This is a genomic window from Ruegeria sp. AP7 (assembly GCF_056539905.1).
In genome coordinates, this window is sequence record NZ_JBQFVT010000004.1 from 184,609 (window position 1) to 199,347 (window position 14,739).

General features: G+C 55.1%; 14 protein-coding genes. 1 reads left to right on the plus strand and 13 read right to left on the minus strand.

Annotated elements, in window-relative coordinates; genetic code table 11:
- Positions 1 to 2 precede the first annotated feature (2 nt).
- The 4 genes from ACR0KN_RS10130 to ACR0KN_RS10145 form a co-directional block, all read right to left on the minus strand.
- Positions 3 to 1,211 (minus strand): carbohydrate ABC transporter permease, encoded by a 1,209-nt coding sequence (locus ACR0KN_RS10130; RefSeq protein WP_480653246.1) that lies wholly within the window; start codon positions 1,209 to 1,211, stop codon positions 3 to 5.
- Complete coding sequence (locus tag ACR0KN_RS10135) at positions 1,211 to 2,446, minus strand: carbohydrate ABC transporter permease (RefSeq protein WP_480653248.1); 1,236 nt, start codon at positions 2,444 to 2,446, stop codon at positions 1,211 to 1,213. Before ACR0KN_RS10135 ends, ACR0KN_RS10130 begins: the two co-directional genes overlap by 1 nt.
- Positions 2,447 to 2,511: 65 nt before the next feature.
- Positions 2,512 to 3,867 carry an ABC transporter substrate-binding protein gene (locus ACR0KN_RS10140; protein WP_480653250.1) on the minus strand — a complete coding sequence of 452 codons (1,356 nt, stop codon included), beginning with the start codon at positions 3,865 to 3,867 and terminating at the stop codon, positions 2,512 to 2,514.
- A gap of 18 nt (positions 3,868 to 3,885) precedes the next feature.
- A complete protein-coding gene (locus tag ACR0KN_RS10145; RefSeq protein ID WP_480653252.1) occupies positions 3,886 to 5,025 on the minus strand; it encodes a LacI family DNA-binding transcriptional regulator in 1,140 nt (379 codons plus the stop codon).
- A gap of 104 nt (positions 5,026 to 5,129) precedes the next feature.
- On the opposite strand from ACR0KN_RS10145, the gene ACR0KN_RS10150 reads away from it, so the two are divergent.
- Positions 5,130 to 5,420, plus strand: a complete 291-nt coding sequence (locus ACR0KN_RS10150) for a hypothetical protein (protein WP_480653254.1) — start codon at positions 5,130 to 5,132, stop codon at positions 5,418 to 5,420.
- A gap of 154 nt (positions 5,421 to 5,574) precedes the next feature.
- Here the strand turns inward: ACR0KN_RS10150 and ACR0KN_RS10155 are convergent, their stop codons facing one another.
- The 9 genes from ACR0KN_RS10155 to ACR0KN_RS10195 are packed head-to-tail and all read right to left on the minus strand — an operon-like array spanning position 5,575 to position 14,664.
- Positions 5,575 to 6,729, minus strand: coding sequence for a Gfo/Idh/MocA family protein (locus tag ACR0KN_RS10155; RefSeq protein ID WP_480653256.1), 1,155 nt, complete (start codon positions 6,727 to 6,729; stop codon positions 5,575 to 5,577).
- The gene (locus ACR0KN_RS10160; RefSeq protein WP_480653258.1) at positions 6,729 to 7,784 is read right to left on the minus strand and encodes a sugar phosphate isomerase/epimerase family protein; all 1,056 of its coding nucleotides are present in this window, start codon (positions 7,782 to 7,784) and stop codon (positions 6,729 to 6,731) included. The genes ACR0KN_RS10155 and ACR0KN_RS10160 overlap by 1 nt, the downstream gene beginning before the upstream one ends.
- A 27-nt stretch (positions 7,785 to 7,811) precedes the next feature.
- The gene (locus ACR0KN_RS10165) at positions 7,812 to 8,840 is read right to left on the minus strand and encodes a LacI family DNA-binding transcriptional regulator (RefSeq protein WP_480653260.1); all 1,029 of its coding nucleotides are present in this window, start codon (positions 8,838 to 8,840) and stop codon (positions 7,812 to 7,814) included.
- A gap of 37 nt (positions 8,841 to 8,877) precedes the next feature.
- Complete coding sequence (locus ACR0KN_RS10170; RefSeq protein ID WP_480653262.1) at positions 8,878 to 10,500, minus strand: dihydroxyacetone kinase subunit DhaK; 1,623 nt, start codon at positions 10,498 to 10,500, stop codon at positions 8,878 to 8,880.
- An 11-nt stretch (positions 10,501 to 10,511) separates the two neighbouring features.
- Positions 10,512 to 11,504 carry an ABC transporter ATP-binding protein gene (locus ACR0KN_RS10175; RefSeq protein WP_480653264.1) on the minus strand — a complete coding sequence of 331 codons (993 nt, stop codon included), beginning with the start codon at positions 11,502 to 11,504 and terminating at the stop codon, positions 10,512 to 10,514.
- Positions 11,497 to 12,594 carry an ABC transporter ATP-binding protein gene (locus ACR0KN_RS10180; protein WP_480653266.1) on the minus strand — a complete coding sequence of 366 codons (1,098 nt, stop codon included), beginning with the start codon at positions 12,592 to 12,594 and terminating at the stop codon, positions 11,497 to 11,499. Before ACR0KN_RS10180 ends, ACR0KN_RS10175 begins: the two co-directional genes overlap by 8 nt.
- 2 nt (positions 12,595 to 12,596) lie before the next feature.
- The gene (locus tag ACR0KN_RS10185; protein WP_010442360.1) at positions 12,597 to 12,785 is read right to left on the minus strand and encodes a hypothetical protein; all 189 of its coding nucleotides are present in this window, start codon (positions 12,783 to 12,785) and stop codon (positions 12,597 to 12,599) included.
- On the minus strand, positions 12,782 to 13,720 hold the full coding sequence (locus tag ACR0KN_RS10190) for a carbohydrate ABC transporter permease (protein ID WP_010442361.1): 939 nt from the start codon (positions 13,718 to 13,720) through the stop codon (positions 12,782 to 12,784). The genes ACR0KN_RS10185 and ACR0KN_RS10190 overlap by 4 nt, the downstream gene beginning before the upstream one ends.
- Entirely contained in the window at positions 13,717 to 14,664 is a 948-nt protein-coding gene (locus ACR0KN_RS10195) for a carbohydrate ABC transporter permease (RefSeq protein WP_010442362.1), read from the minus strand. The genes ACR0KN_RS10190 and ACR0KN_RS10195 overlap by 4 nt, the downstream gene beginning before the upstream one ends.
- Positions 14,665 to 14,739 lie beyond the last annotated feature (75 nt).

Here is a 14,739-nt window from a genome sequence, read left to right on the forward strand (position 1 = left end):
GGTCATCCTTTGACAGACCCCGCTGTGAGGCCTTTGGTCATAAAACGTTCAAGCCCTAGGAACAGCGCCATGATCGGCACGGTGGCGATCACCGCACCGGCCATCAGGTGCTGACGGGGAATTTCTGAGGAGTTCAGCATCGTGACTCCTCGGGTCAGGGTAAATTTCGACGGGTCGTCCAGCAGCATGAAGGCCAGAAGGAACTCGTTCCATGCGATCATGAAGACATAGAGCGAGACTGAGGCCAGCGCTGGCAGGCTCAGCGGCAAGGTAATCTTCCAGATTACTGCCAGACGGGACAGGCCGTCCATCAGCCCGGCCTCTTCCACCTCGGTCGGCAATCCGCGAAAATAGCCCTGCAGCATATACAACGCGACTGGAATTGTCGTCACCGGGTAGATCATCACGATGCCGAGGATCGAGTTGCGCAGGCCGGTAAGCGAGAACGCAATATAGATCGGCAGCGCCAGAACGATCATCGGCACCATGTAGATCAGCAGAATCGAGCGTGAAAAGGCCTTTTGTCCCTGAAACCGGAACCGCGCCACGGCATAGGCTCCGGGTACGCTGAACAGCAGCGTTATGAACACCGTCAGTACCGAGACATAGAAGGACGTCCACAGATAGCTGCCGAAATTGAAGTCGCGGAACAGCTCGGTATAGCTGCGGAACAGGGCGGCGCCCTGGCTCAGGTCCACCGAGAAATCCAGCGGGTTCTGCAACAGCGCCTGCTGGGATTTCAGGCTGGTCATCACCATCACATAGAACGGAATGATCACGATGGCGGTGAAAAAGATATAACCAAAACCGGTGCAGAACCGGATCACCGCATCCTCGTATTCATGGCGGGTGAGCTCACCGAACGGTGTTTCCTTCAGGATCGCCGCCATCGACAGGTGCATCACAACGGCAATGCCGATCACCGTGATCAGAACCGCCTGCAACGATGTGCCAGAGCCGATCAGTACCGGGCCAAATCCGGTGAGGCAAGACAGGCCCAACAGTGCCGAAATACCCAGACGCGCGTGCGCGCGCTGTTGTGGAAAACGGACATAGACAAGGCCAGCCAGCGTGCCCCAGATCAGGCACAGTAAAACCTGAGGTCGGAATGCATCGCCGGTTGAGAACGACATGGTGATGGCAGCGGTGGTGGCGATCACCACCATCCATAGCGCGCCCAGAACAGGGCCGGTTATATATCCTTTGCGCATCACAGACCCTCCTCTCGGCTGATGAAGCGGAAGAAGACGAAGCTAAACGCGATCAGGCACATCAGGATCACCACGGCGACGGCCGCGCCTGCGCCGATGTTCGAGATTGCAAAGGCCTGCTCATAGACATTTACGGTCAGCGTGCGGGTGCCCGCATTGCCGCCGGTCAGCAGGAAGATGTCGTCGAACTTGTTGAACGTCCAGATAAAGCGAAGCAGGAACAGCACCGACAGGATACCCAGCAGTTGCGGGATGCTCAGCAGCCAGAACTTCTGGAACGGAGAGGCGCCGTCCATATCCGCAGCCTCATACATGCTAGAGTCTATGGACTGCATTCGCGCCAGAATGAACAGGAAGGATAGCGGGAAATAGCGCCAAATCTCGAACACCGTCACCATGATCAGCGCCAGTGGTCGTTCGCCGAAGAAGTTGATTGGTTCGCTGCTCAGGCCCATTTGAACCAGCAGTGCATTGGCTGAGCCAGAGAATGGGTCAAATAGAGTAACCCAGGTGAACGCTACAGCAATCACCGGAGCGACATATGGGAACAGATAGAGCCCGCGTATGAACCCTTGACCGCGGAAACTTTTGTTAAGCAGCAGCGCGGCGAACAATCCCATGACCAATGCGCCGATGGTTCCGAAGACGGTGTAGAACAGCGTCACCCAAAGCACGCCCCAGAACTCTGACCCATCGAAGACGCGGGCGTAGTTTTCCAGGTTGAACTCGAAATTGGTCAGCACATTGGGACCGCTGCCTGTGACGCCGGGTTCTGACCCTTCGACCAACTCTTCGAATGCGTCAGGGTCTCCATCTACGGTGACCGGAATACGAATTCTCTCGCGTTGGCCGCCATCCAAGATACCAAAATCGCAGAACAGGTCTTGTCCTTCCAGCACACATGGCGCTGCGATCTCACCTGTGGGTGTCATACCCTTAGGCAGCACATCGCTTAGAGTGACGCCGCCGATGGCAATCTCCTGACTGGAATTACGCAGGCGATATTCGATCCGCAGATCATCGCCCGATCCACGCAGGCTTTCTCGGACAACCGGCGCCGGTGGGCGCAGGTCGGACAAGGTAAAGGGCTTGAAGCTGATCCAGATGATCGCCAGCAGCGGCAGGATCACAACAAGAGACACGCTTATCACGGTCGGAGCCAGCAATGCCCAGGCAAGACGCGCTTCGCGCTTGGCAAGAGCTCCGGTACCGTTCGGTGGGGTGGCCGAAGACATGAGAGACCTCAGAGGGTTGGGTGCAGCGGCGCGAACGCCGCTGCAGATGCCATTGAGTGGTAGCGTTACTCGACCTTGGCGAGTTCTTCGTTCATCGCCGTAACGGCTGCTGCGGCGTCAATCTCATCGTCGATATACTGACGGACGACGCGGTTGATCGCCTGGCTGTTGATTATCTTCGATGCCAGTGCCAGCTGACCCTCGGCCACGCCCCAGCGCTGCGCCACATCCAAACCGCCGACGATCTCGTCGATCATCGACTGTTCGTATAGCTCACCCAGCGGTGCCTTGCGGTCGACGCCAACGGGCAGTTCGGCCCAAGCCTCAGAGAATGCATTCGGGTTGTCCGCATTGCCGCGGCGCACCGGGAACTTACCCTCGGGCGCGATCGCCAGCGTCTGGGTATAGCCGTCATCCATCGCGAATTTCACGAATTCCATCGCCGCATCGGTGTCCGCGTCGTTGGTGATGCCAAAGTAACGGACGTCACCCCATGCTGCGCCATCGGGGTTCGACGGGCCGGACAGTTTGGTTACGATGCCGGTTTTGCTGGCCAGATCGCGCGAGGTTGGGTCGTCATTGATGGTCGGCGGAGCACTATCCCGCAGACCGGCCAGTTCATCTAGAATGAAGGGCGACCAGATGATCATCGCGGCCTTCCCGTCAAAATACAGCTCGCGCGATTGCTTCCAGAACAGCTCACCCGGAGGAGATGCCTTGGAGATCGCTTTGTAGAAATCCAAAACCTCGGTGGTTTTGGCTTCGTCCAACGGCTGGAACCCATCGGGGCCTACTGGCGACACGCCGTTGGCCAGGAAAACATGCTCGAGCACCTGGCTCATGAAGTTCTCATCAACCTTGGTGGCCGAGACAAAGCCATACATTTCTGGCGGGTTGTGCAACGCTTCCAGCGCGGCCTGAATATCGGCAAAGCTGTCGGGCGCTTCCAGACCGGCTTCGTCGAACAAGTCTTTGCGATAGACTACCATTTGGGTCCAGCCGTCGACCGGAACAGAGGCCGTTTCACCGTTGAACGCCGCCATTCCCAGCGCGCCCGGCGCAAACGTATCGGCACCCAGTTCTTCGATCACCTCAGACGCTGCTTCGGTGTCCAGAATTCCGGCTTCGGCCCAAGGCAGGGCGTATTGCAGCGGGTGGTAAACCACGTCCGGCAGGTCACCAGCAGCAAAAGCAGCGGTGGCACGGGTGCCCAGATCGGTTTCTGTAACCGGGATCACCTCAACCGTGGTACCGGTTTCGGCTTTGAACTGATCGGCCATCTCTTGTTGTTTTGCCAGACGTTCGGGCTGTTCCTCGGTGGTCCAGAAGCGGATTGTGTCTGCCTGCGCAGAAACGGCAGCCAGCACCAGCGCCAGCGATGTGCCCAGCAACAGCCGAGATGCTTTAGGTGTGAGTTTCATAGTCGGTTTCCTCCCCGGTTATGATCGTTGGATTAGGTTGATTTTTCGCGCCAGTGCCTCGGGTGTCAGCCGGGGTGGCCCGTCGGATTCGCGTGCGATAAGCACGGCATCGCTGAGTTCGCGCAGGGTTGCGGGTTCTTCGCCTCGGGTCTGGCGGATCAGTAGTGTGGCCAGTCGCTCTCCTGCGCGTCTCGAATCCACGCTGAATGTTGTCAGCCCCGGATTGACGTATTGGCATTCGGGAATGCCGTCATATCCAAGGATTGAAACGTCTTTTCCGATCTCAAGGCCAAGTTCAGCGCAAACTGGATAACACCCTAAAGCAGCCAAGTCGGTCGCAAACACCATTGCGGTTGGTGGGTGGTCCAATTTCAACAGCGACCGCGCTTCGGTAGCCCCTTCTTCGCGTGTCCGTGCACCTTCCCGGATCAATTCTGGATCATCCCGCAAGCCGGCAACTTTCAGGCCTTCAAGATACCCGTCGCGGCGCAAATGACTGTAGTTGAACTTCGGATCACTGCCGACATAACCGATACGGCTATGGCCAAAGTTGACCAATCGAACGACCGCATTTCTGATTGCTGCTTCACCCGATATGTCAAACCAAGACATATCATCCATTGGATCCGATTGGCCGTATTCCGTCCGCCCGTATAGGATAAATGGGACCTGCAATTCTGCAAGGTACTTTACCCGCGCGTCGTCCACTTCGGTCCGGGGCAAAATGAAACCATCTGCCTTGCGTTCTTCGACAAGACGTTCCAACACATTGAGCATATCTTTCCCGGACTTTGCCGTGGAAATTGTCATTGTCCAGTCCGACGCACTGGCTGCTTCGCAAGCGCCTGCCAGAAAATCCTGAAGAAACGGGTTGTGCTGGTCCGGTTCTTCGCTGTTGATGACCATCGCAATAGCGCGAACTTTTCCTGTTCGAATAGCCTGCGCGTGACTGAGCGGGCGATAGCCCATCTTCCTTGCCGTGACCTCAACTCTCTTTCGCGTGACTTCCGAGATGTCTGAATACCCGTTCAATGCGCGCGATACCGTGCTCTTTGAAAGCCCGAGATGATCCGCCAATTCGTCGAGTTTCACCCGCCGTGGCGGTGAGGCGCTCCTAGACTGAGATTGGCGGTTTTGCAGATTGGGATTCGTTGTCATCCTACTATTTGTTCGTTCCGAAACCGGTTTCGGCAACAAAAAAGTCGAAGTACCTCTCAAGTGACTTGTTTGAAACGTTATAGCGAGCGTAACGGGGCTGAGGCGTGGGCGAGAACGATCCCGAGTTTGATACGAGGGCCTATCCCAATGAGATGTGGGGAGAAGATTTTGCGGAGTTTGTCGCGATGGTGGGGGCTAGGGACAACCTGGGCACCAGTGACGCGGACCTCGCTAAAGACTTAAAAACGCAGTTCAAACTGATTGCAGCCGCTCATACTACAGGCGAGGCAGATGAGATCGATCGCGTCATAAATCACATTGCATTCATTTGGCATATGAAAAAGCAAGAGATTCATGAAGCTGGGGATGCGAATGACGAGGACCTCGGCGAGTGATGGTACAGCGTTAAGGTGGTTCACATAACATCCGTTCAGCGATGCTCGCAGCTTGTTGTACCGGAGTGTTCATCTATAGTTTGTGCGAGCTTCAGTTCTTGGCAGATACTCACAGCGTTTTTCAAGATGTCCACTCTATCCGCACAACCAGACTTTACTCCAACTTGACCCAAGCCGCATTTTTTGAAGAGCTTTGCACGCATGCGGCTACAAACTTAACGCCATTGAGGCCGTCGCGAACCGTTGGATAAACAACCGAAGCGTCAGGTGAAGTCCCGTTTCGGAAAGCTTGGATCGCCTCCGCAGCCTCCCCATAGATATTCGCGAACCCTTCCAGATACCCCTCGGGATGGCCCGGAGGAACTCTGCTCAACCTATTGGCAGGATCACCGGCCCCAGCTCCATTTCGGGTGACTAGACGCTTGGGTTCGTTGTAGGGCGTAAACCACAGATAGTTAGGATCTTCCTGAGACCACTCCAGCCCACCTTTTTCGCCATAGACTCGCAAACGAAGTGCGTTTTCATTACCAGGAGCCACCTGAGAAGACCACAGCATACCCCGCGCTCCGCCTTCGAAGCGAAGCAAGACATGCGCGTTGTCATCGACTTTGCGACCCGGCACAAAGGCCTGCAAATCCGCCGCTAGGCTTTCTGCCTTCAACCCAGTTACAAAGCACGCGATGTTGTACGCGTGGGTGCCGATGTCACCGGTTGATCCGCCTGCGCCAGAACGCTCAGGATCGGTTCGCCATTCTGCCTGTTTGAAATCCTGTTGCTCGGTCAGCCAGTCCTGCGGGTATTCAACCTGAACCACGCGTATCTTTCCAATATCGCCGTTAGAAACCAATTCACGCGCCTGCCGAACCATCGGATAGCCCGTGTAATTGTGGGTCAAAATGAATAGGGCATTCGCGCTTTCTGCTGCTTTGACCAGTTTTTTGGCATCGGCAAGAGTCGAGGTGAGTGGTTTGTCACAAATTACATGAATACCGCGTTTCAGGAACTCACGTGCGGCTGCATAGTGAACGTGATTTGGCGTGACAATTGAGACCGCTTCGATCCCAGATTTCAGCCGGGCTTCCCTGATCGCCATTTGTTTGAAGTCTTCATAGACCCGTTCGAGCCCTAATGCATGACCACTTTCTAGAGATTTCTCTGGCGTCGAAGACAAAGCACCGGCAACCAACTCGAATTTGTCGTCCAGTCGCGCGGCTATGCGGTGAACGCCGCCTATGAATGCGTCGTTTCCGCCGCCAACCATGCCAAGCCGAATGCGGCCCGAGGCTTCTTCACTGCGTCCTGTGACCATCACTCAATCCCCAGCATTTTACGATTGGCTGCTTCGTCTGCGCCACCATCAGCGAAATCATCAAAGGCTTTCTCGGTCACACGGATGATGTGATCGGACACGAACTGCGCGCCTTCACGCGCTCCATCCTCGGGGTGTTTGAGGCAGCATTCCCATTCGACAACTGCCCAGCCATCAAAGTTATTCGCCGCCATTTTTGAAAAGACCGCCCCGAAATCCACCTGGCCATCGCCAAGCGACCGGAAGCGCCCGGCACGATCGACCCAGCCTTGATACCCGGAATAAACACCCTGTCGGCCGGTCGGGTTAAACTCGGCATCTTTGACATGAAACATCCGGATCCGATCTTTGTAGATGTCGATATTGTCCAGATAGTCGAGGCATTGCAGCACGTAGTGCGACGGGTCGTACAACATGCAAGCGCGTGGGTGATTGCCTGTCCGTTCGAGAAACATCTCGTACGTCACGCCGTCGTGGAGGTCCTCACCTGGGTGAATTTCGTAACAGACGTCAACGCCGCATTCTTCGGCGTGATCCAGTATTGGCACCCAACGACGAGCAAGCTCCTCAAATGCTGATTCGATCAAGCCAGCAGGGCGCTGCGGCCAAGGATAGACATAGGGCCATGCCAATGCGCCTGAGAATGTCGCATGCGCTGAAATACCCAAATTTTTCGAAGCAGATAGTGCTTTTTTGACTTGGTCTACCGCCCATTCTTGCCGGGCTTTCGGGTTTCCTCTGACGCTTTCGGCTGCAAAACCATCAAACGCGCTGTCATAGGCCGGATGAACGGCCACAAGCTGGCCCTGAAGGTGGGTTGAAAGTTCAGTGACTTCGACGCCATTATCCTTGGCTTTGCCTTTGAAGTCATCGCAATAACTGGCGCTGGACGCGGCTTGTTCCAGGTCGAACAACCGGCCATCCCAACTGGGAACCTGAACGCCGTTGTATCCACAGTCAGCCGCCCATTTGGTGATCGCGTCCCACGAATTGAACGGCGCTTCGTCCCCTGCGAATTGCGCAAGAAACAAAGCTGGACCTTTAATTGTCTTCATAAAATTTCCTCCCCAAATCCTAAGCCTCTATGGCGGTAAATTTTCCTTCAGATAGATATCGATACGGATACGTTCCTGGGCTTTGTTGAATGGCACTTTGTCTGAAGTTGCACGCAGCAGACGGACGGCTGAACGAACAATATGCCCGGTGTCTTGCGAGATAAGAGCGTCAAATGTACCCAGCGTAAGCGCCTCTCGACTAAGCGGAGTAAGCTCATGAGCTATGATCACCAGATCTTTGCTGAGCTTGTTCTCGGAAAGAAATTGAATCAGTCCTGCATTGCCTGCTGCGGAGGAATAAATTCCAACCAGATCCGGGTAGGTTTCAAAGATCTCGGGCATCATCTTGTAAATCAGATCCGGGTCATCCCGGCCCTCGACAGACGCTACGACTTCGAGGTGCGGAAATTCTTCAGCCACTACTAGATCAAAGCCTTGACGACGCTCTAGGTGGTCACGTGCCAAACGGGATCCTGTAAGTACCAAGACCTTGCCGTCGCGATGCACAAATCGTCCCATCAGCTGAGCGGCGGTTCGCCCTGCCGAAACGTTATCAATTCCTACAAAGTGGTCTCGCTCAGAACTCGGCAAGTCAGACACCAACGCAACCACCGGAACGCCTTTGTCTCTGAGCCTTTTTACGGCGTCGCGGACAGAAGGTGTTTCGGGTCCGAAAACGGCGACTCCGTCAACCTCCAAACTGTCGACAGCATCCAGAATGTTAACGATATCCTGCGGTTCAAACGGAGCAACTTTCTTTATCGCAACGCGGGTCCGCTCGATAAATTGGTCGCGGGATTGTTCTGCGATCTGACTGCTGATTGCATCCACAAACTCGTTGTCCGTTTCCGGCAGAATAAAGAGGAAATTGTAGACACGGTTTCGTGCAAGGTTTGCTGCGGCCGTGTCGCGCACATACCCCAGCTCATCAATCGCCTTTTGTACTTTCTGTACGGTTACGGCCCGTACGCCGGGGCGCCTGTTCAAGACCCGGTCAACAGTCGCCAGGCTGACGCCCGCTACGCGCGCGATGTCATTGACGGTTGGCTTTTTCACCAATTCTAATTTTTGTTTTTGGTCTTCCACGTGTTTTTCAACCCTCAATCTCCCGCGCTAAGCCCTCAAACAACAAAGCAACAGCCTCAGCGCCGGGATCGTTATGTCCAACTAGATTTTCTTCGGGAACATAGGCAGCGCGGCCTGCCTTCGCACGTCGAATATTCGCGGTGTTGTTCGCGCCTTCGCGGGCAGCCTCGGCCGCATGCGCCAGACCAGATGGCAGTGCGGCAAGTGCCGGTGCCAGGGCGTCAATCATTGTCCTGTCACCTACCTTGGCACCCCCAACCTGGCTGACGCGATTCAGACCTTCGACCAGAGACTTCGGTACCGAAGCCCCGCTCGCAGAGGCATCTCCAGCCGCATTGAAAAAAATTGCGAGTATCACGCCGGAAGAACCACCCATTGTCTGGCTTAACTCATTGCCCAACGCCGGAAACAGTTGTGTCAGGTCAGCGAGCGGCATTCGGTCAAGGCTACCTTGCAACGCTCTAGCGGCCGTCGCCAACGTGCTTCCTGTATCGCCATCTCCGGATTTCGCGTCCAGCTCGTTCAGGTTCTTCTCGGCGTTGATGAGCAGTTCAGACAATCGGGTGATCGTCTCCCTTGTGGCGGGATTGTTCGAAGGAATTGGATCGATAGGGGTCAGGCCATCAGGCAAAGGCGCTACTTTTATCGGGTCGATGGAATTGACACCGGGCCAAGCCGCCAGATCAACAGGAGCTTCAAGTGCCGCTAAATCGTCCTGATCTACAGGCAGAATAGAAACAGAAAACCCGTGCATATCCAGCGATGTCATCATTGGAGCTGGGCCGATGATATGGTGGGCAATGCCAGTCTCGGACAAGGCGTGCGTGAGGACAGCCATTTCTAGCGGAGTTGTAGAACCTAGGTTGTTGACCAACGCCACACAATCCCCAGAGCCCACCCTTTGCTTCAGCTTTTCCACCACTGTGGACATGGCTGATACAGCATTTGAGAACTCGACTTGCTGTACACCGGGCTCGCCGTGGATGCCTAAGCCGAGCTCCGCTTTGCCGGGTGCGATCCGGTCTTCCTTTGGAGATCCCGGAACGGTACAGGTGTCCAGGCTCATACCGATGCTGACAACCTTTGCTATAGTGCTTGTTGCTGCTTTGGTAACGGTGTCTAGGTCAGCACCGCTTTCAGCGAGCGCTCCGGCGATTTTGTGCACGAACAACGTACCTGCCACGCCACGTGGTTGCGGAAGGTCGGGCAGGGCGATGTCATCATCAACAACAACCATCTCTACCTTGCGGCCCAATGCACGGGCGCGTTCAGCTGCCAGTCCAAAGTTCAACCGATCACCGGTGTAATTCTTCACGATAAGCAAGCACCCAGCCTCACCCGTAACCGCAAGAATGCCCGCCAGTACCGCCTCTACCGACGGGGAAGCAAACACTTCGCCGCACACCGCTGCTGTCAACATACCGGGGCCAACAAAACCTGCATGGGCGGGTTCGTGGCCAGATCCTCCTCCGGACACCAAGGCGACCTTCGACTTGTCCCAATCCGACCTGAAAATCACCTTGATGTGTGGGTATCCGTCCAGCCGGGTAAGTTGCCCTCCGGAGGAGGCCAGAAGGCCGTCTATCGCCTCTGTCACCAGAGTTTCTTTTGTGTTGAGGAACTGGGCCATGCTTTTGCTCCTTAATTCACTCGCGCGCCGGACGCGTCAAAATACAAAGGGTTGTGGGGGCGGATTTTTATAACTTTTCCAGATGGATAATCCTGATGGACATCAATCAAGGTCACAACCGGGTGACCGTTTAAGTCCAGGTGCAACCGCGTTTGATCCCCCAGATGCTCAGCACGCATGACACGCGCTTCACTGCCTTCGCCTTCAATGATGTTTTCCGGGCGTAGGCCAATCTGCGGGCCTTTGTGATCGCCTTCGAACAACCCGGACGGCAGGATATTTATCCGCGGCAGACCCAATCGGCTGGCTACGTAAACACTGCCCGGGTTTTCATAAATGTCCCGAGGTGTTCCGTACTGAACCAACCGGCCGTTCTCCAAAACGCCGATATGCGTCGCCATTGTCATGGCTTCGACCTGATCATGGGTCACGTAGAGCAAGGTTGACCCCAGATCGGCCTGAATCCTTTTCAACTCGACCCGCAAATCCGCCCGAAGCTTGGCGTCCAAAGAACTGAGCGGTTCATCCATCAGGAAGATTTGGGGATCACGCACCAGCGCTCGTCCAATTGAAACGCGCTGCATTTCACCGCCAGACAGTTCAGTGGCTTTGTTATCCAGTTTGTGCGGGATCTGAAGAATCTCCGAGACCTCATTAACCTTCCTGGTGATCTCGTCCTCTGGGGTCTTCAGGATCGGCGACCGTAGAGGGAAGGACAGGTTTTCCCGCACTGTCATATGCGGGTACAGCGAGTACTGCTGGAAGACCATCGCTATATCGCGCTGAGCGGGAGTGTCTATTCCAACGTCACGCCCGGCAATGTGCACAGTTCCTGAATCCAGTTTCTCGAGTCCGGATATCAATCTCAGCGTCGTTGTTTTTCCCGCGCCAGTCGGGCCCAACAACACCACAAATGCACCGTTGGGGATCGTCATCGAAATACCGTCCACCGCTTTGACGTTGCCAAATGACTTCGAGATATTCTCCAAAACGACTTCAGCCATTGCTCAGTACCTCGTCGTTCAGAGCGGACCTCAACGCGCGCCCGGTAGATTTTTCAAACAAAGTTACTGCGGGGGAGCGGAACTCCAATCCCACTGTCTCACCGGGACTGACGACCTCGCGTGCATCAATGCGAGCTTTCAGTTCTCCGTTCGGACTTTGCAATGTTACGATCTGGGTGGTTCCCAAGTATTCTGCGGCCAAGACCTTGGCCCGGTATTCGCTCCCACCCGAAAGAAAAACATGCTCGGGGCGAACGCCAAAAACCAAGTCACCTTCCGCCCCTTCCATCAATCTCGGTACGGCTTCGTCATGGCCGTTCAGTCGGACCGTTTCCGAGCCGGGTTCGACCTTTCCCTGAAACGGCAGGAAGTTCATCGAAGGAGACCCGATAAAATCCGCCACAAACATCGTAGCCGGTTTGTCGTAGATTTCCTGAGGTGTGCCAAATTGCTCGATCACAGCATTATTCATCACAACGATCTTGTCGCCCATTTGCATGGCTTCCAGCTGATCATGTGTGACGTAAACAGTGGTCGCGCCCATGCGATCATGAAGTGCGCGCAGTTCTTCGGCCATGTGTTCCCGAAACTCAGCATCCAAGGCACCAAGGGGTTCGTCCATCATGAACGCCTTGGGCTCCCGAACAATCGCGCGACCCAGCGCCACGCGCTGCCTGTCGCCGCCTGACAGTCCACCTACCGGGCTATCGAGGATGTCGTTGATCCCCAGAATTCCCGCGACTTCCTCGACCTTGGCCTTTACTGCGGGGCGCGGCATACCTTGCGATATTAGCGGGTAGCTGATGTTCTTGCGCACGTTCATGTGGGGATACAGTGCGAACATCTGGAACACGAAGGCAATGTCCCGCTCCGACGGTGGCCGCTGGCTGATCTCTTCACCGTCCAGATAGATTTCACCCGATGTTGGAAGTTCCAATCCTGCTATCATCCGCAGCGTCGTCGTCTTTCCGCAGCCGGATGGCCCGAGCAGCATGAAAAACTCACCGTCCTCAATCGTGAACGAGCTTTCGCGGACAGCCGTGAAATCGCCGAACATCTTTCTTACGTTTTTGACTACGATCTGGGCCATTTCTACTCCGGGAAATGGCTGACGATGATGAACATGACGGTTCCGATCAGCGTGACGATGAAGGAATAGGTGAAGGCCCAAAGGACAAAGGGCTGCATCAGCATGAAGACTCCCAGTGCGATAAGGATGGTTGCGACCATCTCCCACGGGCCGCGGCGGAGCCGCATCAATCCGGTTAGAAAATCGCTCATTTGCGCACGGCTCCGAATGTGATCCCACGCAGCAAATGTTTGCGCATCAGGATGGTGAAAATCATGACGGGGATCAGGAAGATCGTGGCACCTGCCGCCACAGCAGGCCAGTCCAGGCCGCCAATACCAATAATGGTCGGGATGAACGGTGGCGCAGTCTGCGCATTCGCGGATGTCAGCAGCACGGCAAACGCGTACTCATTCCAGGCGAAGATCAGGCAAAAGATAGCTGTTGAGGCTATGCCGGTTGCGGCTTGCGGCAGCACCACTTTGTAGAAGGCCTGAAATCTCGTGTAGCCATCTATGAGGGCGGCCTCTTCGTACTCTCTTGGGATTTCGTCGATGAAACCCTTCAGCAACCAAACCGCCAAGGAAATATTCACACCCGTATACAGCAGGATCATTCCCAAATGCGTGTCGCTGAGACCAAGGTTTCTGAACATCAGGAATATTGGGATGGCGACGGCGACCGGGGGCATCATCCTTGTACTGAGGATGAAAAATAGTAGGTCGTCCTTAAGCGGTACTTTAAACCTGCTGAAGGCATAGGCGGCCAGCGTGCCAAGGAAGATACTCAAGAACGTCGAGCCGAACCCGATAATAACCGAATTCATAAAGCGCTCACCGAATTTGGATGGTCCGACAATCACCATGTCGTATTGGCGCACGATCTCATCGGCCCAGTTCTGTGGCGGGTTGGCTTCCAGAAATTCCTGCGTCTGCCGCGTGCGTGTGGTGAAGAGATTGACGTAGCCTTCAAGCGTTGGGTCAAAGACAACCTTCGGCGGGTAGCTGATCGCATCGGCTGGAGACTTGAAGCCAGTTAGCAAAATCCAAACCAGCGGGATCATCGTGATCAGCGCGTAAGTAATAACCAGGAAGCCTGCGATCCACTTGGACCGGTTCGAAGGTTCGGTGACGGAAAAACTGCTCATCTCTGTTTCACCTTGTTCAGGGCTTTGACGTAGATCGACGCGAGGCCGAACACGGTGACGAAAAGGATGATCGCATAGGCTGACGCATAGCCCGTACGCCATTTCTCAAAGGCTTCGCGTTTCAGGTTGATCGAAGTGAGTTCCGTTACAGAACCGGGGCCTCCGCCGGTTAGCTGAACAACCAGGTCGAACATCTTGAAGTTCTCTATGCCGCGAAACAGCACGGCAAGCATCAGGAATGGTAGCACCATCGGGATGGTAATCGTAAAGAACTGTCGCAGCTTGCTGGCCCTGTCGATTTCAGCCGCCTCGTAGATGTAATCGGGAATGCTGCGCAGACCGGCCAGACAGATCAGCATCACGAAGGGGGTCCACATCCAGGTGTCGACAATCACGATCGCCCACGGAGCCAACGTCACGGATCCCAGCATTTCAAAGCTCGACGGGTCCTTGCCGGTAAACCAGGACACGATGTAGTTAAACAGTCCGATTTGAGGTTGATACAGGAACTTCCAAAAGTTCCCGACCACCGCCGGGGACAGCATCATTGGCAGCACGATAATCGTGGTCCAAAGATCGTTGCCCTTGAATTTCTTGTTGATCAACCACGCCAGAGTAAACCCGATCAGGACCTGGAAAAAGATCGTCCAGAACAGGAAATGCGCCGTCGCCTGCATATTTAGCCAGGTGTCCGAGTCCGTCAGGATACGCTCGTAATTCCTGAGGCCGACATCTTTGACTTCACGCCCGATCCGGTTGGCCTTGTAGTTGGTAAAGCTCAATTGGATGGTCCAGATCAAAGGAAAGATGTTGATCGCCAGCAAAAGAAAGATCGTTGGGGAGATGAATATCCAGGCGATCGCGCGGTCAGATAATCCTCGGATTTTTCGCGCAACTCGCTCGGGCGTTGCCTGTGCAACGCGATCTATTGTCCTGTCAGACATCTCTTTGCCAGTTCTTGTTGGTTTAGGACTCACGGGTGAAGGTGGAGCGGGTTTGCACCCGCTCCTGTCTGCGTC